Raw genomic sequence first — 22,153 nt, forward strand, 5'->3', positions numbered from 1 at the left:
TGTTGGGGCGATTACTGTTACCTGTCGTCGCGAGGCTGTGCAACGCAGTAGACGGTCCTACGGATGGGCACTTGAGTGTTTCAGCTATGCTGATAATGAGTGACGGCTTCTTCCTACAGCTCCTATGGCGCGTCGTGTTTATCCTGCGCTACGGCCCTCTCTGTTACGCCCCGAGCCCTGATACCCAATGAAATTACTGCTGCATCCCGCCAGGGTAGTTGCCCTGGTGTTCCTGGCCGCCATACTGGCCGGAACCTTCATACTGATGCAGCCAATCTCCCAGGCTGAAGGGGCCGCCGTTCCTTGGGTGACGGCCTTCTTTACGGCGGTGTCCGCCGTCTGCGTGACCGGGTTGGTGGTGGTGGACACCGGCACGTACTGGTCGACCTTCGGTCAGTCGGTGATTCTTCTGCTGTTCCAGCTCGGTGGCTTCGGCATCATGACGGTAGCCACGTTGCTCGGCTTGATGGTGAACAGCCGGTTGCGCCTGCGTACCAAAATGGTCGCACAGTTGGAGTCGCGCTCATTGGGCGTGGGCGACATCGCCAGCGTGGCCAAATTGGTGCTGGTGGTGACGTTCGCCCTGGAACTCATCGCGGCCGTTTGGCTCACCCTCAGGTTTCATTTTGCCTACGGCCAGCCATGGAGCGACGCGGCATGGAGCGGCCTGTTTCATGCGGTATCGGCGTTCAATAACGCGGGGTTCTCGATTTATCCCGACAGCCTGATGCGTTATGCCGCAGACGGCTGGGTGTTGCTGCCGATCATGGCGGCGATTGTGATCGGCGGCATTGGTTTTCCGGTGCTGTACGACTTGCGCAGCCGGTTCAATCAGCCCCGTCGCTGGTCACTGCATACCAAGCTCACCCTGGCCGGCACCGCCATTTTACTGATGCTGGGGTTGCTCACGCTGCTGCTGTTCGAGTGGGACAACTCGGCCACCCTGGGCCCGATGGCCGTGGCCGATAAACTGCTCTCGGCGGCATTTGCTTCGGTTTCCGCCCGCACTGCCGGGTTCAATTCCATCGAGATTGGCGCACTGACCCCGGAAAGCTGGGCCGTGCATTACTTCCTGATGTTCATCGGCGGTGGCAGCGCGGGCACGGCCGGTGGTGTCAAGGTTGGCACGGTCGCGATCCTGGCCTTGCTGGTGATTGCCGAAATTCGCGGGAACAGTGACTGCGAGGCATTTGGCCGGCGAGTCGGCGCCCCGGCCCAGCGCCAGGCCATTACGGTGCTGGTGCTGAGCAGCGCGCTGATCGTGCTGGCGACGCTGTTTATCCTGCGTGAAACCGCGCTGCCCACCGACCAGGTGATTTTCGAAGTCATCTCGGCGTTTGGCACCGTGGGCTTGTCCACCGGCATTACCGCCGATCTCCCCACCTCGGCCCAGTTGGTGCTGACCCTGCTGATGTACATCGGGCGTGTTGGCACTATTACCCTGGCGGCCTCGCTGGCGCTGGGGGAGCACCGCATGCCGTACCGCTACCCGGAGGAACATCCAATTGTTGGCTAACTTGTTATTTTCAGAACGCTTTTCTTTCGCCAAAGGCGACAGCGTGGTGGTGATCGGGCTTGGCCGCTTTGGTGGCTCGGTGGCCCAATCGTTGATGCGCCTGGGCCATGATGTGATGGGGATCGACAGCGACCCTGCGCCGGTGCATGAGTGGGCCGATCTCTTGACCCACGCGGCCCAGGCCGACTCGACCAACCTGCAGGTCATGCGCCAACTGGGGATTGCCGACTTTGCCCACGCTATTGTGGGAATTGGCACCGACTTGTCCGCCAGCCTGCTGACCGTCATGGCCCTGACCGAACTGGGGATTCCGGATATCTGGGTCAAGGCCCGCACCGCCGAGCACGGTCAGATAGCCCAGCGCATTGGCGCCCATCATGTGGTTTACCCGGAGAAGGAAATGGGCGAGCGGGTGGCTCACCTGATTACCGGGCGGATGATCGATTTCATTGAGTTCGACGACGGTTTTGCCATCGCGAAGATTCATTCCCCGTTGTCGTGTCACAACAACACCCTGGCCGACGGGCAGATCCGCGAAAAATTCGGCGTGACGATCGTCGGGCTCAAGCGCGCCAGCCAGGATTTCCAGCATGCCACCCCGAGCACCCTGGTGCTGCCGGGTGATCTGCTGATCGTGTCCGGCCCGACGCACCTTATCCAGAAATTTGCCGGCCACTCGAGCTGATCCGAGCGATCAGTGAGAGTCCGCGTCCCACACCCAGTTCCACACGCCCGGCAGATGCACCACTTCGTCGGCGTCCTTTACCGTGCGGGCCATGGCGGCGCGCTGCAAGGCCGCCCGGTCGGTATAGAACGGCTGCGTAGCGACCGGTACGCCGTTGATGTGCGCACTGTCCATCAGGATTTGCAGGTATTCCTTCAGGTGCCAGGCGGTGTAGCGGTTGATGTCGTGAAAGGTCACCACCACCGGAATCACACCGTCCACGGTCGGTAACTCACCCTTGGCAATGCGCTCGCGCAGTACCGACAACTGGCGTATCAGGTTCTCCCGACGACGCGGGCTGCCGTTGAATACCCAGATCACCCCGTCATTCGCACTCAGGTCCGTGAGCAGCACATGCATCCCATGCTGCTGGTAGGCGGCGAACGTGCGTTTGTCGTAATTCCAGAACGGCGGGCGTACCAGCGTGGGTGGCTGGCCGGTGATGGACTGAAGGGTCGACGAACCCAGGCTGAGGTAGTGCTCCAGCTCAACCGGATTCTGCGAGCGATGATTGCTGTGCCACGGCGTGGCGGTGTGGAAGGCCAGGATATGGCCGGCCGCGAATTCCCGCTCCATGGTCTTGCGACCCCGTAGGTTGCCGCCGGAGCGGGGCGCCTCGGTCTGCAAAAAGAACACCGCCTTGATGCCCGGCTGTATCGGGTTATTCGCCAGGTCAGCCATCACCGAGCGGCTGGGGTTCATAAAACCCGAAGCGCTGGGGCCGTCATCGAAGGTCAGCAAAAAACGAATTGGCGCTTCGGTTTTCAGGCGTTGTTCGGTCTGCGGTGTGAGGGCCAGGGGCGGACCAATACAGCCGCTGAGGCTCAGGGCCAGGACCAATAGGGCCGATGCGATGGCGAAGGGTTTCATGGTGGACGGCGGACTCGAAGACGTTGGCTGCTGGTTCGGGTCATCCATGACACGCGCACCATACAGCAAGTCCCGCGAGGCTTTACAGCAGGCTTGGCGGGTAACTGACGATCAGCCGGTTATCGCACAACGTGTCAGGAGTAACGACGGCGCAAGGGCCTGCCCATTTCTTCGTGCAACGTATTTTCGGTAAAGGGTTTGGGGTTGGTTGACGTGGCTGGCGTGGCGGGGTCGTTATCGAAGTCGAACGGCGGGGCGTCAGTTTCAAGGCCGACCGCCTGGCGTTCGTTATTGGCCACGTACCGTGGCGACTCGCCTGGATGCCCCTCCAGCATGAACCCGGGAAGAAACGTGCCGTTGGCACCGTTATAGGCGTGCGCCAGTTCATGGTACAGCATGGTCAAGGGGGGGGCGACATTGCCAGGGGTGATGTGTAAGGACGTCCGGTTGAAACGGATATAAGCCTGAGTTGCACTAGAGCCGGGTACGCCGTTTTTGATCGCGCCTTCAATAGGGCCGTCGGTATCGACTGGCGAGTGTTGCATCCACGCCCTCAATTCCTCGCTATCGAAAACGTATTGGCTGTCATCGATATGAAGTTCTTCCTTGATCGTGACGGGCCCACCGTTTTTTCTGGCCGCCGCATCCATTGCCATCAGCATCGCCTGGCCGCTGGGTGAGTTGCGCAGCAGTTCAAGGTCATCCGCGACGCGCTGCCTGAAGGCGTCCGAACCTTCGACGGCCAGGCCCTGGGCGCCTGCGGTACTGGGTGTTACCTGGCTGACGGTTGAACGGCGGGCGCCGTAGACCGTGTCGCCGGCCTTGCCATAGATGAGGTTTTCGCCTCCATTGGAGAAGACCCTGTCGTTACCCAGGCCGGTGTAGAACGTAGTCCGATCATGACCCACCAGCACATCATCGCCCCGGCCTCCATGGATGACCGTATGGCCATTGCCCGCGTAAAGATGATCGTTGCCCTGGCCACCGTCCAGGTAACTCTGTTTGCCGCAGGTTCCAGCCCCGGCATACAACCGGTCATTACCGTTGTTGCCATACATCACGTGGCTGCCGGTGCCGCCCGTGATCAGGTCGTCGCCATCATTGCCTTCGGCGTAGCCTGTGCCGTCGGCCAGGCGAAGGGTGTCGTTGCCCGCGCCGCCGAACAGCCATGTTGCGCCGCCGCCCGCCTGGACGTGGTCGTGACCGTCACCGGCTTCGACTTTGACGGCAAGCCTGACATCACTGTCAATCCTTACCCGGTCATTGCCGCCCTGGGTCTTGATATGCAGCAGTGGCGGCGGCCCATCCTGCGTGTCCGAGGGCTTAAGCCAATAGGATCGGCCATTCACGCTGACCCGTAACTGCCCACTGTGGTGTTTGCTGATGTGCACGATGTCTGGGTGATTGCCGGTTTCAATCAGCAGGGTGTCATTCAGTATTTCCGCCTGGTCGGGGTGCCGGAGATCCCAGGTGACCACCCGGCTGGCGTGCAGGTTGCCATCATTGATCAGCGTGCTGGTCTTGATTTGAATGGGCTCCTGCACATGCTGTGGTAACCGTACGGGCGGATCGTAGGCGGGCGGATGACGAAAATCTATGCTGTTCAATGGCGTGGCCTTCAAGTCGGGAGGGTGGGTTTTCAGCTGCGCCATCAGAGGGCGAGAGCATCGCCTGCCGACACGTGCGGCAGGTATACCTCTACGTTCTCTATCGAGCGGGACTGGTTCCACCCGGTATTGCATCGAACTGATTCAGCACGTGCGCCGCCGGCTTACAGCAGGCTTATCGGGTAACTGACGATCAGCCGGTTTTCATCAAACTCATTGTTGTTGTAGTCCCGGCGCATGCTGGAATTGCGCCAGCGCACATTGAGGTCTTTCAACGTTCCGCTTTGCACCACGTAGCCCACTTCGCTTTCCCGTCCCCATTCCCTGCCGTCGGTCACCGTGCCGCTGTGTACGTTGCTGCCGCTGATGTAGCGGTTCATCAACGTCAGGCCTGGGATGCCCAGGGCGGCGAAGTTGTAGTCGTGGCGCACTTGCCAGGATTTTTCCCGGGCGTTGTCGTAGCTGGCGTTGTAGCTGTCGTTGGCCAGGGTGCCGCCGCTGGTGCCGTTGACCCGCATCCAGGCGCTGTTGCCGGTGAGTTTTTGCAGGCCCACGTAGAAGGTGTTGCCGCCGTATCGAGCCGAGAACAAGCCGGACCAGGTCTTGTTGTCGAGGTCGCCGGCGCGGGCGCTGCCGTCGTCCTTGCCGTAGAAGAACCCGAGGTTGGCGCCCAGGGTCCAGTCGCCCACGGGCTGGCTGTGGATCAGGTTGAGGTATTGCTGGCTGTAGATGTCCTTGAGCTGGGCGTTCCACACGCCGATCTGGGTGCGTTTGTCGTTGAAGGCATATTCGCCGCCCTGGAAGTTGAAGCGGTCGGAGGTGAACGCGGTTTTCCCGAACATCGACATGTCGGTCATGCTGCTGTCGTCCCGCGGGCTGTTGGCGCGGAACTGGCCACCGTACAGGGTCAGGCCGTCGATTTCTTTGGAAGTGATTTGCCCGCCGCGCAGGGTTTGCGGGAGTGAGCGGCCATCGTCGGAACGCAGGATCGGCAGCACCGGCATCCACTCGCCCACCTTCACTTCGGTCTTCGAGATCCGGGCCTTGAACGCAACGCCGAGGCGTCCGAAGTTATCGGCGGGCTCGCCATCGCGGTCCAGCGGCAGGAGTTGGGTACCGCCGGTGCCGCGTCCGCCATCGAGCTTCTGCGAGCTCAGGCCGAGCACGTCCATACCGAACCCGACGGTGCCTTGGGTGAAACCGGACCTGGCGTCGAGAATGAAACTTTGCGTCCACTCCTGTGCGCCGCCCTGGGCTTTGGTCGGGTTGGTGAAGTTGCGGTTGAAGAAGAAGTTGCGCAGGTTGAGGTTGGCGCTGGCGTCTTCGAGAAAGCCGTGTTCTTCGGCGAGAACGGGAAGGGCGAGACTGGCAACAGCGGTTGCCAGCAATAGCTGGCGCGGGTCAAGGATGCTCATGGTGTCGGACCTGTTGTTATTGGGGTTATGCAGGTGCGGGCCATGGTGCGGGGCGGTGCGGGGGCGTTTCAATTGGGGTGGAGCGGGTTTTGGGCGATGATCGAACGCAAGTTGCAGGACCAGCCCCGCGGCAGGGCTGGCCGGTTTTTCGCAAGCGTTACAGGCGGGAGGCGGTGAGGCTGGTCCAGGGAAAGGCGGGCAAGTATTTCTGGCAGGCGAGGGTTGCGGCCACCATCACTAACAGGAACACGACCTGAAACGGGCTCCAGTAGCTCCAGTGCAGGCCGCTGATCCACGGGTATTTTTCATTGAAGCTTTCGCTGACTTGGCCAATGCGCCGGCGGTGAAACTGATTGATCAGAATCATGCCCAGGTAGCCCAGCATGCCCATCAGTCCCAGCACGAAGCCGAACATCAACAGCATGCCCACTTGCGGGATACCGTGGCGCAGCACCAACCAGTATTGATGAGGGTTGAAGCGCTTGGGCAGCAGGCGTTCACTCAGCCACAGGTCGGGGACGATCAGCCGCGACGTGAATGCCGCCCAGAGCTGGGTGCCACGAATGGCGATCATGGCCGGGATAAAGGTCAGCAGCATGAACATGACCATTTCGGCGACCAGCGTGGTTTTTTTCTGCTGATAAAACGCCAGGCCACTGGCGATGGCCAGGCCGCCCCACACCCGGACCCAACTCTGATAAGAGACGGCGCGCGGCAGGAACCTGCGCCAGAAATACACATCGGGCTGAGGCAGACGCTCAAGCAGCTGCGGGTAGCGCCACGCCAGGGTTTCAGACAGGTGCTGGCAGGCGTTCCATTCGTTGCCGCCAAACGGGTCTGTGAAGCGATGCTGCTGTGTGGCGGACATGGGCGTGAGCAGCAGCCGCGCCGCCAGCACGTCCGGTGAGTTGCGCGGACCGTCCTTGGCCTTGGCCAGCAGGTTGTCGTAGAAGCTTTCCTGCTGGCAGCGCTCCACCAGGCCGCTCCACATCCACTCTGGCTCCGGGTGCACGCCTTTCTGATCGTCCCAGCCAAAGGCCTGGGACACCCGCTCGAACAGCGGCACGCTCCACTGCGTTTCGTGGAGCAATTGCAGGATGATGCGTTGCCACTGTTGCTGCAGGTCGAACACCCGCAGCCAGGGTTGCTGGTTGTACGCCGTGAGCTGGTTGACGAACTCGCGCTCGGCCTTTTGCTCCAACAGTTCCTGAAGCGCCTGGCGGTATTGCTGGAGCAGTTCGTTGGTGAGCGCTTCGTGTTGCCAGGGCGTCATCACCACGCTTTGCCAGGGCGTCAGCCATTCCAGATGCTGCACGGCCCAGGCGGCAATCGCGCCGCGTTCGCCAGGGGTATCGAAGCAATGGCGCAGCAGGGCGGCCTGGAAGGCATCCGCACACAGTTGCTGCTGCGCCTGCTCCCAGCGCTCGTTGAGGTTGGCTGCGCTCAGCCCTTTGATCAGGGCCTGTGCACGAGTCTGCTCGGGCGGTAGCGCGAACGGGGCAGGGCTGACGGGGTGCACGTCGATAAAGTCCGAGTACTGGTTGAGGCTGCCGTAGGCCTGCTCCGCCACCGGGGCTTCAATGGCTTCGGCTTCTTGCTCTTCATGCTCGGCCCGCCAGCGCGCGATGTTCAGCGCCTGCTCGTAAGCCTCCCGCAGGCGCTGGAAGCCTTCGGCATCGTCATCCGGGCGGCAGTTTTTGAGCAGGCGCGCATAGCCGCGCTTGATGCTGCGTTCGTCGGCGTCTTCCGGCAGTTGCAACACTGTCCAACATTCCATGTCGCAGGCTCCCTAGCGCCAGATGCCACTGTCCAGTTGTTCCAGTTGCCGGGTGAGTTCAGTGCGGGCTTCACGGATACGACGTTCGTCCTGGGTGTCGAGCACTTGCTGGAACTGCGCCGCCCAATGGCCCAACTGCTCACGCAATTCCCCCAGGTTTTCCTGGTAGAGCCGCTCCAGGCGTGCGGTCAGCACGGTGTTGACCTGTTGGTCCCTCGGGTGAATCTTCAGCAGCGCCAGGGCTTGCAGGCGTTGCTGGATTTCGTCCGCGGTCAGTACGCCGGGGTTGTTCTCGATCACCAGCGAGTGTTGCTCGCCCGTCAGCGGAATACTTACCTGGGCTTCCAGCAGGCCGTTGTTGTCATAGGTGAAGCGCACATCCAGCGAGACCTCACCGGCCTTGCGCTTGGGCACATCAATTTCCAGCTCGCCGAGCTTGATGTTGTCTTTCACCAGGCGGCTTTCGCCCTGGAAGATTTTCAGCAGTACCTGGGCCTGGTTGTCGTGCATGGTGTGCACGGTTTTGACGCGGCTCACCGGCACGCTGCTGTTGCGCTCGATCAGCGGCAGGTAATGGCCGCTTTCGATGTGGTTACCGTACTGGGTCGAGGTTTCGATGCCCAGGGTGTAAGGGCAGACGTCGGTCAGCACCACTTCTTCCAGCGCCGCCGAACGTGCCTTGAGCGCGGCTTGAATCGCGGCGCCGTGGGCGACGACCTGGTCGGGGTCGAGGCTGATGGACGGGAAGCGCCCGAACAATCCGGCGGCCAGCTTGCGCACCAGCGGCATGCGCGTGGTGCCGCCCACCAGCAGGATCTCGTCCAGGTCGCCGACCCGGATGCGCGCGTCCCGCAGCGCCCGTTCAATCGGGGTGCGCAGGCGTTCAAGCAGCGGCGTGAAGAGTTTGGCCAGTTCCTGCTGGGTGATGGTGTGGGTCCATTGCTGGCCATCCACGCGCAACGTGAACTCGGCGCTGTCGTCCTGGCCGAGGGCCTTGCGCACCCGTTCGGCTTCGCGTCGCAGGGGTTGCAGCACCGAGGCCCGTGGCGGGAAACCTTGGACGTTGCGCTGGCTGTCGATGAAATGGTCGAGCAGCAGGGTGTCGAAATCTTCGCCGCCGAGGAAGTTGTCACCGGCGCTGGCGCGCACTTCCATGACGCCGTCGAACAGCTCGATAATCGACACGTCAAAGGTGCCGCCGCCAAGGTCGAACACCAGGAACGAGGTTTCCTTGTCCCGCTGGTGCAGGCCGTAGGCGAGGGCGGCGGCGGTGGGTTCGTTGATCAGCTTTTCGATGTTCAGGCCGGCCAGTTCACCGGCGATGCGGGTGGCCTTGCGCTGGCCGTCACTGAAGTAGGCGGGCACGCTGATCACGGCTTCCGTGACGGTGTGGCCGTAGGTGCGCTCGATGTCTTCCTTGAGGCTTTTGAGCACCAGCGCCGAGAGCTCTTCCGGGCGGAACAGCCGGTCGCCCAGGCGCACTTCAGTGGCGCTGCCCATGTAGCGCTTGAACAACGAGGTGGTCAGTTGCGGGTGAGTGTGCAGCCGCTCGCGTGCGGCCTGGCCCACCAGAATCCGGCCCTGGTCATCCAGCCCGACCACGCTTGGGGTCAGGAACTGGCCAAGGGCGTTGGGCACCAACTCGGTGGTATCGCCGCGCCATACGGCGGCAAGACTGTTGGTGGTCCCCAGGTCGATTCCTACGATCATTACGACAAGCTCCCTCTGTGGTCTGTAAGAATCTGTTACCAATTTTACCCTGATGTCCGGCGCGAAACGCAACCCACATTAGACCAGTGCCGCTCCCGGATCTGAAATGCACGCCCCTGTGGGAGCCGGGCTTGCCCGCGATGCAGGCGCCGCGGTCTGCCAGACACACCGCAGCGATCCCATCGCAGCCTCGCCAAGGCTCGACAGCTCCTACCTTGATCTTTGTTACAGGCATAAAAAAACCGCCTCCCGTGAGGGAAGCGGTTTTTGTGTTACCGGGCTATCAGAACAGATTCAGCTTTGGCGCTTCTTCTTTCAACGGCTCGTTCTTCGCGGTTTGCTCGTTCCAGCCACCACCGAGGGCCTTGTACAGGTTCACCTCGCTGTTGAGCTGCGCCAGGCGGTCGGTGATCAGCGATTGCTGGGCACTGAACAGTTGGCGCTGGGCGTCGAGGAACGTCAGGTTGCTGTCGACACCAATGCGGTAGCGACGCTCGGCCAGGCGGTAGTAATCCTGGTTGGCCGCGACGAAGCCACGTTGGGCGTCCAGTTGCTGCTTGTAGGTCTCGCGGGCGGCAAGGCCATCGGAGACTTCCTGGAAGCCGGTCTGGATCGCTTTCTCGTAGTTGGCGACGTTGATCTCTTTCTGGATTTTCGAGTAATCCAGGCTGGCGCGCAGGCTGCCGGCGTTGAAGATCGGGATGTTGATCTGCGGTGCGAACGACCAGGTACCCGAACCACCCTTGAACAGGCCGCCCAGGGTCGGGCTTGCAGTACCGGCACTGGCGGTCAGGGTGATGCTCGGGAAGAACGCTGCCCGTGCCGCACCGATGTTGGCGTTGGCCGCCTTGAGGTTGTACTCGGCCTGCAGGATGTCGGGACGACGTTGCAGCAGGTCCGACGGCAGGCCGGCCGGTACTTCGCTCAACAGGTCGTCAGCCAATGGCCGGCTGACGATGTTCGCCGGCAGGCCGGTGCCCAGCAGCAGGGTCAGGTTGTTTTCGTCCTGGGCCACTTGGCGGGTATAGCGCGCCAATGCAACCCGGGCGTTTTCCACCGAGGTACGGGCCTGGCTCAGGTCCAGGGCCGACGCTACGCCGACTTCATTGCTGCGGGAGGTGAGCTTGAAGCTCTGCTCGTACGCGCCCAGGGTGTCCTGGGTGAGCTTGAGCAGCTCCTTGTCGGCCTGCCAGGTCAGGTAGGCGTTGGCCACACTGGCCACCAGGCTGATCTGAGTGGTGCGACGCGCTTCTTCGGTGGCGAAGTATTGTTGCAGCGCTTGCTCGCTCAGGCTGCGCACGCGGCCGAACAGGTCCAGCTCATAAGAGCTGATCCCGAGGCCGGCCGAGTATTGGCTGGTAATGCCCGCTTCGCCGGTCTGCGACAGTTTGGCCGGAGTCCGCGAACGGCTGCCGCTGCCCGTGGCCGAGATGGCCGGGAACAGGTCGGCACGCTGGATCTGGTACTGCGCGGCATAGGCGTCGATGTTCAGGGCCGCGACACGCAGGTCGCGGTTGTTCACCAGTGCAGTCTGGATCAGCTGCTGCAGGGCAGGGTCATGGAAAAACTGCTTCCAGCCTTGCTCGGCGGCGGCCTGGCTCGGCGCCTGGGCCGACGAATACGCCGGCCCCTGCGGGAACTGCGCGGCTACCGGCGCTTCAGGGCGCTGGTAGTCCGGGATCAGCGAGCAGCCACTGAGCACGAATGCCGTGACGGCTAAGGAAAGTAGCGACTTGCTCATTGGCCAGCCTCTTTAGGAGTTTGCTTGGTTTCAGTCTTTTTACGCTCGCCAGCGGAGGACACGGTTGCGAAGAACAGGGGTACCCAGAAAATCGCGAGGACCGTGGCGGTGATCATACCGCCAATTACGCCCGTACCGATGGCGTGCTGGCTACCTGAGCCGGCACCGGTGGAAATCGCCAGGGGCAGTACGCCGAGCATGAACGCCATGGACGTCATGATGATCGGACGCAGACGCATGCGGGATGCCTCGATAGCCGACTCGACGATGCCTTTGCCCTGTTCGTGAAGCTCTTTGGCGAACTCCACGATCAGGATGGCGTTTTTCGCCGCCAGGCCCACCGTCACCAACAGGCCCACCTGGAAGAACACGTCGTTGGACAGTCCCCGCAGGCTGGTGGCGATCAGCGCACCGATCACACCCAGTGGTACAACCAGAATCACCGCGATCGGAATCGACCAGCTTTCGTACAGTGCCGCAAGGCAAAGGAACACGACCAGCAGCGACAGGGCGTACAGCGCAGGCGCCTGGGAGCCGGACAGGCGTTCTTCGTACGACAGGCCCGTCCAGGAGTAACCGACACCGGCCGGCAGGTCCTTGGCGATACGCTCGACTTCCGCCATCGCATCACCGGTACTGTAGCCAGGTGCCGGGGTACCGAGGATTTCCATCGCCGCTACACCGTTATAGCGCGAGAGTTTCGGCGAACCGAAGATCCACTTGCCCGAAGAGATGGCCGACAGCGGCACCATCTTCCCGGACGTGCTGCGCACGTACCATTTGCTCAGGTCTTCCGGAGACATCCGGCTGGCGGCGTCACCCTGTACATACACCTTCTTCACACGACCACGGTCGATGAAGTCGTTGATGTAGCTGCCACCCAAGGCGATTGCCAGGGTCTGCTGGATGTCTGCCAGGCTGATGCCCTGGGCGCTGGCCTTCTCGTCGTCAACGGTCAGCTCGTACTGCGGCTCATCGTTCACGCCGTTGGGGCGCACGCCCGCCAGGATCTTGCTTTGTGCTGCGGCACCGAGGAACTGGTTACGCGCATCCATCAACTTCTGGTGGCCAACGCCGCCCTGGTCTTGCAGGAACACGTCGAAGCCGGTGGCGTTACCCAGTTCCAGTACCGACGGTGGTACCACGGCGAACACCATGGCGTCCTTGAAGGTCTGGAAGAAATAACCCTGGGCGCGCTTGGCAACTTCAAATACCGACAGCGACGCATCACGCTCATCCCATGGCTTGAGCATCACGAACGCGAGGCCCGAGCTCTGGCCACGACCGGCGAAGTTGAAGCCGTTTACGGTAAACACCGATTTAACCGCCTTGCCTTCGCCTGGCTCGCCTTCCTTGTCGTTCAACAGGTAGGCGCGCATGTCGTCGATGACTTTCTGCGTACGTTCAGCCGAAGAGCCCACTGGCGTCTGGACCTGGGCAAAGATCACGCCCTGGTCTTCCTCTGGGAGGAACGCGCTTGGAATACGGGTGAACATCCAGATCATGCCGGCGAGGATCAGTGCATAGACCACGAAAGCCGGGAACTTGTGCTTGATCATGTTACCGACGCCGCGCTCGTAGCTCAGTACGCCACGGTCGAAGGTACGGTTGAACCAGCCGAAGAAACCGCGCTTGGGTTGGCCGTGCTTTTCCGGGTCAATCGGCTTGAGCATGGTGGCGCACAAGGCCGGGGTGAAGATCAGGGCAACCAGTACCGACAGCGCCATCGCCGAAACAATGGTGATGGAGAACTGGCGGTAGATCACACCGGTGGAACCACCGAAGAACGCCATTGGCAGCAGTACCGCCGACAGCACCAGGGCGATACCTACCAGGGCGCCCTGGATCTGGCCCATGGACTTGACCGTCGCCTCCTTGGGCGACAGGTGCTCCTCGGCCATTACCCGCTCGACGTTCTCCACCACAACAATGGCATCGTCCACCAGCAAGCCGATGGCCAGGATCATGCCGAACATGGTCAGGGTGTTGATGGTGAAGCCGAACGCGGCGAGGATCCCGAAGGTACCCAGCAATACCACCGGTACGGTCATGGTGGTGATGATGGTGGCGCGGAAGTTCTGCAGGAACAGGAACATCACCAGGAACACCAGCACGATCGCTTCGACCAGGGTGTGAACCACACCGGAGATCGATTCGGTCACGACCGGCGTGGTGTCATACGGCACCACAGCCTTCATGCCAGGCGGGAAGAACGGTTCGAGGGACGCAACCGTTTCACGAATCGCCTTGGCGGTGTCGAGTGCGTTGGCACCGGCTGCCAGCTTGATCGCCATACCGGAAGCCGGCTTGCCGTTGAACTGTGCACTGATGCTGTAGTTCTGGCCGCCCAGTTCGATACGCGCAACGTCACCCAGACGAACCTGGGATCCGTCGGAGTTGACCTTCATCAGGATATTGCCGAACGCTTCAGTGGTTTGCAGACGCGTCTTGCCGATGATGGTGGCGTTCAACTGAGTGCCGGGCAGGGCAGGCAGGCCGCCCAATTGGCCGGTGGCCACCTGGACGTTCTGCGCCTGGATGGCGTTGCTGACATCCACTGGCGTCAGCTGGTAGTTGTTCAGCTTGGCCGGGTCGAGCCAGATACGCATGGCGTACTGGGAACCGAACACCTGGAAGTCACCCACACCAGCGGTCCGGGAAATCGGGTCCTGGATGTTGGAAACGATGTAGTTGGAAAGGTCATCCTTGGTCATGCTGCCGTCTTCCGACACCAGACCGATCACCATCAGGAAGTTCTTCACCGACTTGGTAACGCGGATACCTTGCTGCTGTACTTCTTGTGGCAGCAGCGGGGTCGCCAGGTTGAGCTTGTTCTGTACCTGAACCTGGGCGATGTCCGGGTTGGTACCCTGGTTGAACGTCGCGGTGATGGTCATGCTGCCGTCGGAGTTACTGTCCGAGGCGACATAACGCAGGTTGTCGATACCGTTGAGCTGTTGCTCGATCACCTGCACCACGGTGTCCTGCACGGTTTGTGCAGACGCGCCCGGGTAGGTCACCTGGATATCAATGGCGGTTGGCGCAATGGCCGGGTACTGGTTGATGGGCAACTTCAGGATAGACAGTGCCCCGACCAGCATGATCACCAGGGCAATTACCCAGGCGAAAATGGGACGGTCGATAAAAAATTTCGACATGAATTACTCCCCTTGACCAGCAGCGGCAGCAGGAGCAGCAGCGGAACCGGCGGGCTTGGCGTTATCCGCGTCCTTGACCTTGACTTCGATGCCCGGCTTGATGAATTGCAGGCCTTCGGTGATCACACGGTCACCGGCGTTCAGGCCTTTTTCCACCAGCCAGTAGGCGCCGGTAGTCCGGTTGGCGACCAGTACACGCTGCTCGACCTTGTTGTCCTTGTTCACCACCAGCGCGGTCGGGATGCCCTTCAGGTCGCGGGTCACGCCTTGCTGCGGTGCCAGGATGGCCTTGCTGTTCACACCGGCCTGCAATTGCGCGTGCACAAACATGCCCGGCAGCAGGGTGTGGTCTGGGTTCGGGAACACGGCACGCAGGGTCACGGAACCGGTGGTTTCGTCGACCGAGACTTCAGAGAATTCCAGTTTACCGTCCAGCTTGTAATCGCTGCCGTCTTCCAGGGTCAGCTTGACCTTGGCCGCGTTGTCACCGGCTTTTTCCAGCTGGCCGCTTTCCAGGTCGCGACGCAGTTTCAGCATCTCGGCGGAGGACTGCGTGACGTCGACGTAGATCGGGTCCAGTTGCTGGATCACGGCCATGGCATCGGTCTGGCCGTTGCTGACCAGCGCGCCTTCGGTGACCGAAGAGCGGCCGATACGCCCGGAGATAGGGGCGAAGACCTTGGTGTAGCGCACGTTGATCTGGGCCGTTTGCACGTTGGCTTCAGAGGTCATGCGGTTGGACACGGCGGTGTCGTATTCCTGACGGCTGACCGCTTGCTCGTCCACCAACTGCTTGTAGCGGTCGGCAATCGACTTGGTCTGGGCCAGGTTGGCCTGGGCGCTTTTCAGAGAGGCGTCATACACCGACGGATCGATCTGATAGAGCTGCTGGCCTTCCTTGACGTCGCCGCCTTCCTTGAACAGGCGCTTGAGAATGATGCCGTTGACCTGAGGGCGAACCTCGGCAATGCGGTAGGCCGTGGTGCGGCCTGGCAGCTCGGATGTCAGGGTAAAGGCTTGAGGTTGAATAGTGACCACGCCGACCTGAGGGGTTTGAGCGGGCGGAGCCGCTTCTTCCTTTTTACATCCGCTGAGCAGCGATGCCAGGGCGACGGCAGTAACCAGGGCGGTAACAGCTGGCTTAAGTTGCATGAAGATCCTCGGGTCAGGCGCGCAGAGTGCGCACAAGAAGTGTGGAAGGGTAAAAAACAGGCACTGAGTGGATAAGTAGCTTGCTACGCAATATACTTACGTTCATGGTTGTTTGTAAACTCTTGACAGGCTTCGCGGAATGTTGACAAAGCAGCGTCCAAAGCCTCGATTCTAGTACGTTCGGCGCCCATGAAGGCGTCGTCCCACAATTATTCAGATGGTCGTTTCCGGCCACCCAAAGTGTCCTGATTGAGGTTTTACTGCCATGGTTCGTCGTACCAAAGAGGAAGCTCAGGAAACGCGCAGCCAGATTCTTGAAGCGGCCGAGCAAGCCTTTTACGAGCGCGGTGTTGCGCGTACCACGCTGGCGGACATCGCCGCCTTGGCGGGCGTGACGCGCGGTGCCATCTACTGGCATTTCAGCAACAAGGCCGACCTGGTGCAGGCGATGCTCGATACGCTGCACGAGCCGCTGGATGAGTTGGCCAGGGCCAGTGAGAGCGAGGACGAGGTCGATCCGCTGGGTTGCATGCGCAAGCTGCTGATTCATCTGTTCCATCAAGTGGCGCTGGACCCGAAGACCCGGCGCATCAATGAGATTTTGTTTCATAAGTGCGAATTCACCGATGAAATGTGTGATCTGCGCCGTCAGCGCCAGACCGCCAGCCTTGAATGCAACCTGCGCATCGGGCTGACCCTGCGTAACGCGGTCCATCGCGGGCAGCTTCCGGAGAATCTCGACACCGTACGTGCTGCCGTATGCATGCACGCTTATATCGACGGAATTCTCGGCCAATGGCTGCTGGTACCCGACAGTTTTCAATTGGCCCAGGACGCAGAACGGTGGGTCGATATCGCGTTGGACATGCTGCGCTTGAGCCCTGGCCTGCGCAATTAAGACAAAATGCGTAATTGCGACCAGTTGTGTCAACAATAAAGGCCAGGGCAGGTCAATCAGCCTTTTCCCTGATTTTATGGGGTGACGTTATATACGGGCTGGCGGGTGGTTGATAGGTAGTTGGCTAAGTATTTTGTAGCAATATTGTTGCAAGGCTGTGAAGGAATGTTCCTGCGGCCTGTGTAGGAGCGAGCTTGCTCGCGAAGATCGTCAACGATAACGCGGGCATGCTGCATTAACGCGTCGCCTGGGCGTTTTTCGCGAGCAAGCTCGCTCCTACAGGAAAATGTTTCCTGCGGCCCATAAAAAAGCCCCGGCTCTCGCAAGCCGGGGCTTTTTCGTTTCAGCCGATTACAGGGCCAGGGTCGGGTAGTCGATGTAGCCGACCGGGCCTTTGGCGTAGAACGTCTCTGGATGCGCTTCGTTCAGCGGAGCATCGGCCTTCAGGCGAGCCGGCAGGTCCGGGTTGGCGATGAACGGTACGCCGAACGCTACGGCGTCGGCCTTGCCTGAGGCCAGCCAGGCGTTGGCGCTGTCCTTGGTGAAGCGTTCGTTGGCGATGTACGGGCCGCCGAAGGCTGCTTTCAGTTGTGGGCCGAGGCTGTCGCCGGCTTCCTTTTCACGGGAGCAGATGAACGCGATACCACGCTTGCCCAGCTCTTTTGCGAGGTAGGTGAAAGTTTCCGACAGGTTGGCGTCGCCCATGTCGTGGGAGTCGGCGCGTGGTGCCAGGTGCACACCCACACGGCCGGCGCCCCAGACTTCAATCACTGCGTCAGTCACTTCGAGCATCAGGCGTGCACGGTTTTCCAGGGAGCCGCCATAGTTGTCGGTGCGCTGGTTGGTGCTGCTTTGCAGGAACTGGTCAAGCAGGTAGCCGTTTGCGCCGTGAACTTCCACACCGTCAAAACCGGCAGCCTTGGCGTTCTCGGCGCCTACGCGGTAAGCGTCGACGATGTCGGCGATTTCAGCGGTTTCCAGGGCGCGCGGGGTAGGGTAGTCGGCCAGTGGGCGCACCAGGCTGACGTGGCCTTTAGGCTGGATGGCACTGGGTGCGACCGGGGTTTCACCGTCGAGGTACGATTCATGGGAGATGCGGCCCACGTGCCACAGTTGCAGGAAGATCTTGCCGCCTGCGCCGTGTACGGCCTTGGTTACATTGGCCCAGCCACGCACCTGGTCGTTGGACCAGATGCCCGGGGTATCCGGGTAGCCCACGCCCATTGGCGTCACAGAGGTGGCTTCGCTGAGGATCAGGCCGGCGGAGGCACGTTGTACGTAGTACTCGGCCATCAGCGCATTGGGCACACGACCGGCGTCGGCACGGCAGCGGGTCAGCGGCGCCATGATGATGCGGTTCGACAGTTCCAGGTCGCCCAGCTTGATTGGATCGAAAATAGTCGTCATGGGATACACCCTTCTCTTTAGTTGATCAGTTGGTCGCGGGGGCCAGGTCGGCATCGCCGGTCTGACGGAAAGTAATCAGGGTCACCAGCAGGGCGAGCACCGCCAATGCTGCAGCGGCCAGGGGGACGCTGGTCAGGCCGAAACCGTGGGCAATCACGCTGCCGCCAACCCAGGCGCCGAGGGCGTTGCCGATGTTGAAGGCACCGATGTTCAAGGTGGACACCAGGTTGGGGGCGGCCTTGCCGAAGGTCACCACGTTGATTTGCAGTGCCGGCACGGCGGCAAACGAGGCGGTGGCCCAGAGGAACAGGGTGATTTCAGTCGGGATCACGGCGACGCTGGTCCAGGTCAGCACCGTGGAGACGACGGCCATGCTGATGAATACGCCGATCAGGGTGGCGGCCAAGCGTTTGTCTGCCAGCTTGCCGCCGATGATGTTGCCGACGGTCAGGCCCAGGCCGATCAGCAGCAGGGTCCAGGTCACGCCTTTGGGCGAGACACCGGTGACATCCCCCAGCAGCGGCGCGACGTAGGTAAAGAGGGTGAACATCGAGGCGGAGAACAGCGCGGTCATGCTCAATGACAGCCATATACCGGCGCCTTTGAGTGCTTTGAGCTCGGCGCGCATGTCGAGTTTTTCCTCGTCACGCTTGGTCGGCAGGAAGCGGATCAGGCCGATCAATGCGATCACTCCAATCACGGTGACTGCCCAGAAGGTCGAGCGCCAGCCGGCTTCCTGGCCCAGTGCCGTGCCCAACGGCACACCCAGCACGTTGGCCAGGGTCAAGCCGGTGAACATCAGCGCCACGGCCGAAGCACGCTTGTTGGCCGGCACCAGGTTGGCGGCGACCACCGAACCGATGCCAAAGAAGGCACCGTGGCACAGCGCCGTCACCACACGGGCAAACATCAGCACGTTGTAGTCACTGGCCATGGCGCAGAGCAGGTTGCCGATGATGAAAATGCCCATCAACGCTACCAGGGCGGCCTTGCGCGGCAACTTGGCGGTGGCCAGTGCCATGAAGGGCGCGCCGATGGCCACGCCCAGGGCGTAACCGGTCACCAGCCAGCCGGCGCCGGGAATCGATACACCGAGGTCGGCCGCCACATCGGGCAACAGCCCCATGATGACGAACTCGGTCGTACCGATGGCGAAGGCGCTTAAGGCCAGGATGAGTAGCGAGAGAGGCATTGGTGGGTCCTTGTTACAGCGGTGTGCTGAGTTCTTCGGTGAGCGCTTTGAGGAAGGCTTGGATTGCCTCCTCATTGCGTTTGAAAAAGTGCCATTGGCCGGCCTTCTGGCTGCTGATCAGCCCCGCTCGTTGCAGAGTCGCCAGGTGCGCCGACACGGTGGACTGGGACAGGCCGCAACGCTGGTCGATCTGCCCGGCGCAAATGCCGTGCTCGTGGTGGTGAATCTGCTCAGGGAATTGCGTCTTCGGGTCTTTCAGCCAGTTGAGGATGTCTCGCCGTACTGGGTGCGCCAGGGCTTTTATTATTTCGTCGAGGTCGATGGACATGGCAGTGATGCTCGGGTTTGTAAAACGTTATATCGCGATGAGGCGAACTTTAAATCGTTATATTCCGATACACCAATATGATTTTGGTCTTAGGCCAGGCTAAATCGGTATATCGGGTTATAACGATACGTTGGCGGCAGTGTTAGACTGCGCGGCATGAATTATCTCGCACATCTGCACCTGGGCGGCCAACTTCCTGCTCAATTGCTCGGCAGCCTGTATGGCGACTTCGTTAAAGGTCGCCTGCAAGGCCAGTTCAGCCCGCAAATCGAGTCGGCGATTCAGTTGCACCGCTCAATCGACCGCTACACCGACAGCCACCCGCTGGTAGGGGAGGCATTGTCGCGCTTCACACTCACCCGACGCCGCTACGCCGGGATCGTCCTCGATGTGTTTTTCGACCACTGCCTGGCGCGGGATTGGGCCTTGTATGCCGATCAGCCGCTGGAGCGGTTTACCTCGCGGGTTTACCGGGTGCTCGCCGAAGAGCCGGCGTTGCCGGGGCGGCTGGCGCAGATTGCGCCGTATATGGCGGCGGATGACTGGCTGGGTTCATACCGCGAGTTTGCGGTGATGGAGCAGGTATTGGCGGGGATCGGCCGGCGCCTGACACGGCCCGAAGAACTGGGCCAAGCCATGCAGGAATTGCGCACGCTGTATGAGCCGTTGAGCGAGGACTTTCGGGTGTTTTATCCAGAGTTGCAGCAGTTCGCACAAAACCAGCTGACCACACATAACTAAATGTAGGAGCTGGCTTGCCGGCGATGCAGGCACCTCGGTTTTTCAGATACACCGAGGTGATGCCATCGCAGGCAAGCCAGCTCCCACAGGTTAATTGTGTTCACATCACTTCATGCAGCGAACGCTGGCCGTACGGGTAGCTGCTCTGTTTCAGGGGTTGGCCAAAACAACGCCTTCTGCACCGCCTGCTGCGCCTGGAATGCCAGCGCGGCACGTTCCTGCCCGGCGCAGGCAATCGGCTTGAGCAGATGGATTTCCACATCGCCCTGGTCATTGCCAAACAAACGCATCAGGTGCGAGAGCAAATCATCGTCGCCAATAAAGGGTGCCAGCGGGTCGATGTTGCCATCGCGCAGATAACGGATCGCCACCGGTTGCAACGACACGTCGGCATCAATCGCACTGGCCAGCAAGCGCCCGTGGAACGTGCGCAGGGCACGACCATCAGTGGTGGTGCCTTCCGGAAACATCAACAGCGGGTGCTTTTGTTCCAGGTGTCGGGTCATCTGCTTGCGGATCAACTGGCTGTCACCCGAACCGCGGCGGATAAACAGGCTGCCGGCCTTGGCCGCCAGCCAGCCCGCCACCGGCCAGGTACGCACCTCGGCCTTGGACAGGAACGACATCGGCGCCACCATCCCCAGCAGCGGGATATCGGTCCAGGACACATGGTTGCTGACCCACAGCATCGACTGCTGTGGCAACTCACCGTGAACGGTCACGCGAAAGGGCAGGGCACTGGTCAGCCGCGCCATGAAAAACCGCGACCAGCGCTGGCGGCGTACCATCGAGTTGGCCACCCCCAAGCGTTCAAACACACCAAACACACTGGCCATGGTCAAACCCAGGGCCACCACCAGCAGCACGCGGGCGATCCGCCCGTACACCCGAAGGCGGCTCATCACATGGCTGCCTTGAAGTGGCGAGCGTAACGCGGGCACAACTCGTCGCGCTTGAGCAGGATAAACACGTCGGCCACCTGGAAATCCTCGTCCCAGCATGGCTCGCCGCAAATCTTCGCACCCAGGCGCATGTAGGCCTTGAGCAGGGGCGGCATTTCGGCGATGACGTTGGACGGCAGGTCCAAGGCAGGCAGCGGCTTTTTCGGCTCGGCCCGCAGGTGTTCGTTGCACAGGTAGCGTTCGCGCAGGCGCTGCATGATGGCGTGGGCCTGGATGCCGCCGTCGTGCATCGGGATGCTCGCGCAGCCCATCAGGTAGCTGTAGCCGCCCTGGTTGAGTACCTCGGCCAATTCGCCCCACAACACCGCGATGGTGCCGCCGTTGCGGTAGGCCGGGTCGACGCAGGTGCGGCCGATTTCCAGGATCGGGCCTTTGAGGTGCAGCAGGCCGTGGAGGCTGAATTCTTCTTCGCTGTAGAAGCGGCCCAGGGTGCTGGCGGCCTGGTGGTCGAGCAAACGGGTGGTGGCGACGAGTCGACCGCTGTTCAAATCCCGCACGCCGATGTGGCTGCAGTGAACATCATAGTCATCCATGTCCAGGCCCAGTTCTGCGCCTTTCAGCTTGGCGTTGAATTCGCCGCTGAACACGTTGAACCGCAGGGCCTGGGCTTCCTGCAAAGCCTGGGCGCCGATCAGGCGTTCGGCTTGCAGGCGGCGTTCATTGCCGGTGTCGCTGATGCGGGCGATCTGAGTCATGGCGAGTCTCCGAGTGCCGGCCAGGGTTGCGGCCGGTCGACTTGTTTGTGCCAACTCAGGCTATGTACGGCCGGTGTCATCTCCATGAAGTTACGGTGACGCTTAGATGACAGGCGTTTTGGTCGGGGATCGCTGGGTACATATCCGTTATTTAGGTAACGGCCGCCTATGGTTTCGCTCTTACAGCGAGTCACTTTGCAAAAGCGGCAAAGTAACCAAAACGCTCTGCCCCGCCTGTCGGCACCTCGCTTAGGCTCGGT

17 protein-coding genes are annotated in these 22,153 nt (G+C 61.2%); 4 read left to right on the plus strand and 13 right to left on the minus strand.

All coding sequences use genetic code 11. The features are described 5' to 3' along the window. Window positions 1-187 precede the first annotated feature (187 nt). Together HX875_RS31735 and HX875_RS31740 are read left to right on the plus strand one after the other, a co-directional pair. Entirely contained in the window at window positions 188-1,516 is a 1,329-nt protein-coding gene (locus HX875_RS31735) for a TrkH family potassium uptake protein (RefSeq protein ID WP_177048883.1), read from the plus strand. Beyond that, window positions 1,506-2,201 (plus strand): potassium channel family protein, encoded by a 696-nt coding sequence (locus HX875_RS31740; protein ID WP_177048885.1) that lies wholly within the window; start codon window positions 1,506-1,508, stop codon window positions 2,199-2,201. Before HX875_RS31735 ends, HX875_RS31740 begins: the two co-directional genes overlap by 11 nt. A gap of 9 nt (window positions 2,202-2,210) precedes the next feature. On the opposite strand, the gene HX875_RS31745 is transcribed toward HX875_RS31740, so the two are convergent. The 8 genes from HX875_RS31745 to HX875_RS31780 form a co-directional block, all read right to left on the minus strand. Continuing rightward, window positions 2,211-3,158 (minus strand): polysaccharide deacetylase family protein, encoded by a 948-nt coding sequence (locus HX875_RS31745; RefSeq protein ID WP_371321509.1) that lies wholly within the window; start codon window positions 3,156-3,158, stop codon window positions 2,211-2,213. A gap of 86 nt (window positions 3,159-3,244) precedes the next feature. Beyond that, entirely contained in the window at window positions 3,245-4,762 is a 1,518-nt protein-coding gene (locus HX875_RS31750) for a M91 family zinc metallopeptidase (protein ID WP_177048887.1), read from the minus strand. A 119-nt stretch (window positions 4,763-4,881) separates the two neighbouring features. After that, complete coding sequence (locus HX875_RS31755) at window positions 4,882-6,132, minus strand: OprD family porin (RefSeq protein ID WP_177048889.1); 1,251 nt, start codon at window positions 6,130-6,132, stop codon at window positions 4,882-4,884. 157 nt (window positions 6,133-6,289) lie between these two features. Further along, the gene (locus tag HX875_RS31760; protein WP_177048891.1) at window positions 6,290-7,909 is read right to left on the minus strand and encodes a J domain-containing protein; all 1,620 of its coding nucleotides are present in this window, start codon (window positions 7,907-7,909) and stop codon (window positions 6,290-6,292) included. Window positions 7,910-7,921: 12 nt separating this feature from the next. Continuing rightward, window positions 7,922-9,619 carry a molecular chaperone HscC gene (locus HX875_RS31765; protein WP_177048893.1) on the minus strand — a complete coding sequence of 566 codons (1,698 nt, stop codon included), beginning with the start codon at window positions 9,617-9,619 and terminating at the stop codon, window positions 7,922-7,924. Between the two features lie 283 nt (window positions 9,620-9,902). Then, window positions 9,903-11,360: an AdeC/AdeK/OprM family multidrug efflux complex outer membrane factor gene (gene adeC, locus HX875_RS31770; RefSeq protein WP_177048894.1), complete on the minus strand. Its 1,458-nt coding sequence runs from the start codon at window positions 11,358-11,360 to the stop codon at window positions 9,903-9,905. Continuing rightward, on the minus strand, window positions 11,357-14,518 hold the full coding sequence (locus HX875_RS31775; RefSeq protein ID WP_177048895.1) for an efflux RND transporter permease subunit: 3,162 nt from the start codon (window positions 14,516-14,518) through the stop codon (window positions 11,357-11,359). The genes adeC and HX875_RS31775 overlap by 4 nt, the downstream gene beginning before the upstream one ends. Before the next feature lie 3 nt (window positions 14,519-14,521). Further along, a complete protein-coding gene (locus tag HX875_RS31780) occupies window positions 14,522-15,670 on the minus strand; it encodes an efflux RND transporter periplasmic adaptor subunit (RefSeq protein WP_177048896.1) in 1,149 nt (382 codons plus the stop codon). Between the two features lie 265 nt (window positions 15,671-15,935). On the opposite strand from HX875_RS31780, the gene HX875_RS31785 reads away from it, so the two are divergent. After that, window positions 15,936-16,568 carry a TetR family transcriptional regulator gene (locus tag HX875_RS31785; RefSeq protein ID WP_003219798.1) on the plus strand — a complete coding sequence of 211 codons (633 nt, stop codon included), beginning with the start codon at window positions 15,936-15,938 and terminating at the stop codon, window positions 16,566-16,568. 351 nt (window positions 16,569-16,919) lie between these two features. Here HX875_RS31785 and HX875_RS31790 read toward each other — a convergent pair whose 3' ends face one another. From HX875_RS31790 to HX875_RS31800, 3 genes are read right to left on the minus strand one after another with little or no spacing between them, the layout of a single operon-like run. Then, a complete protein-coding gene (locus tag HX875_RS31790; protein WP_177048897.1) occupies window positions 16,920-17,975 on the minus strand; it encodes an alkene reductase in 1,056 nt (351 codons plus the stop codon). 25 nt (window positions 17,976-18,000) lie between these two features. Further along, window positions 18,001-19,167 (minus strand): MFS transporter, encoded by a 1,167-nt coding sequence (locus HX875_RS31795; RefSeq protein ID WP_177048898.1) that lies wholly within the window; start codon window positions 19,165-19,167, stop codon window positions 18,001-18,003. Window positions 19,168-19,180: 13 nt separating this feature from the next. After that, window positions 19,181-19,495 carry an ArsR/SmtB family transcription factor gene (locus tag HX875_RS31800; protein WP_177048899.1) on the minus strand — a complete coding sequence of 105 codons (315 nt, stop codon included), beginning with the start codon at window positions 19,493-19,495 and terminating at the stop codon, window positions 19,181-19,183. Window positions 19,496-19,651: 156 nt separating this feature from the next. Between HX875_RS31800 and HX875_RS31805 the strand changes: the two genes are divergently transcribed. After that, on the plus strand, window positions 19,652-20,236 hold the full coding sequence (locus tag HX875_RS31805) for an acyl carrier protein phosphodiesterase (protein ID WP_177048900.1): 585 nt from the start codon (window positions 19,652-19,654) through the stop codon (window positions 20,234-20,236). Window positions 20,237-20,346: 110 nt separating this feature from the next. Here the strand turns inward: HX875_RS31805 and HX875_RS31810 are convergent, their stop codons facing one another. Both HX875_RS31810 and olsB read right to left on the minus strand, forming a co-directional pair. Further along, window positions 20,347-21,138 carry a lysophospholipid acyltransferase family protein gene (locus HX875_RS31810; protein ID WP_177048901.1) on the minus strand — a complete coding sequence of 264 codons (792 nt, stop codon included), beginning with the start codon at window positions 21,136-21,138 and terminating at the stop codon, window positions 20,347-20,349. Continuing rightward, window positions 21,138-21,893, minus strand: a complete 756-nt coding sequence (gene olsB / locus HX875_RS31815; RefSeq protein WP_010176659.1) for an L-ornithine N(alpha)-acyltransferase — start codon at window positions 21,891-21,893, stop codon at window positions 21,138-21,140. Before olsB ends, HX875_RS31810 begins: the two co-directional genes overlap by 1 nt. Window positions 21,894-22,153: the final 260 nt, after the last annotated feature.

This window comes from Pseudomonas yamanorum, assembly GCF_013386765.1.
GTDB lineage: Bacteria > Pseudomonadota > Gammaproteobacteria > Pseudomonadales > Pseudomonadaceae > Aquipseudomonas > Aquipseudomonas yamanorum_A.

Bases quoted from the DNA above. Each gene is read 5' to 3' on its own strand.
- HX875_RS31735 (WP_177048883.1), top strand. From the start codon at position 188: ATGAAATTACTGCTGCATCCCGCCAGGGTAGTTGCCCTGGTGTTCCTG.
- HX875_RS31745 (WP_371321509.1), bottom strand. From the start codon at position 3,158: ATGGATGACCCGAACCAGCAGCCAACGTCTTCGAGTCCGCCGTCCACC.
- HX875_RS31750 (WP_177048887.1), bottom strand. From the start codon at position 4,762: ATGGCGCAGCTGAAAACCCACCCTCCCGACTTGAAGGCCACGCCATTG.
- HX875_RS31755 (WP_177048889.1), bottom strand. From the start codon at position 6,132: ATGAGCATCCTTGACCCGCGCCAGCTATTGCTGGCAACCGCTGTTGCC.
- HX875_RS31760 (WP_177048891.1), bottom strand. From the start codon at position 7,909: ATGGAATGTTGGACAGTGTTGCAACTGCCGGAAGACGCCGACGAACGC.
- HX875_RS31765 (WP_177048893.1), bottom strand. From the start codon at position 9,619: ATGATCGTAGGAATCGACCTGGGGACCACCAACAGTCTTGCCGCCGTA.
- adeC (WP_177048894.1), bottom strand. From the start codon at position 11,360: ATGAGCAAGTCGCTACTTTCCTTAGCCGTCACGGCATTCGTGCTCAGT.
- HX875_RS31775 (WP_177048895.1), bottom strand. From the start codon at position 14,518: ATGTCGAAATTTTTTATCGACCGTCCCATTTTCGCCTGGGTAATTGCC.
- HX875_RS31780 (WP_177048896.1), bottom strand. From the start codon at position 15,670: ATGCAACTTAAGCCAGCTGTTACCGCCCTGGTTACTGCCGTCGCCCTG.
- HX875_RS31785 (WP_003219798.1), top strand. From the start codon at position 15,936: ATGGTTCGTCGTACCAAAGAGGAAGCTCAGGAAACGCGCAGCCAGATT.
- HX875_RS31790 (WP_177048897.1), bottom strand. From the start codon at position 17,975: ATGACGACTATTTTCGATCCAATCAAGCTGGGCGACCTGGAACTGTCG.
- HX875_RS31795 (WP_177048898.1), bottom strand. From the start codon at position 19,167: ATGCCTCTCTCGCTACTCATCCTGGCCTTAAGCGCCTTCGCCATCGGT.
- HX875_RS31800 (WP_177048899.1), bottom strand. From the start codon at position 19,495: ATGTCCATCGACCTCGACGAAATAATAAAAGCCCTGGCGCACCCAGTA.
- HX875_RS31805 (WP_177048900.1), top strand. From the start codon at position 19,652: ATGAATTATCTCGCACATCTGCACCTGGGCGGCCAACTTCCTGCTCAA.
- HX875_RS31810 (WP_177048901.1), bottom strand. From the start codon at position 21,138: ATGAGCCGCCTTCGGGTGTACGGGCGGATCGCCCGCGTGCTGCTGGTG.
- olsB (WP_010176659.1), bottom strand. From the start codon at position 21,893: ATGACTCAGATCGCCCGCATCAGCGACACCGGCAATGAACGCCGCCTG.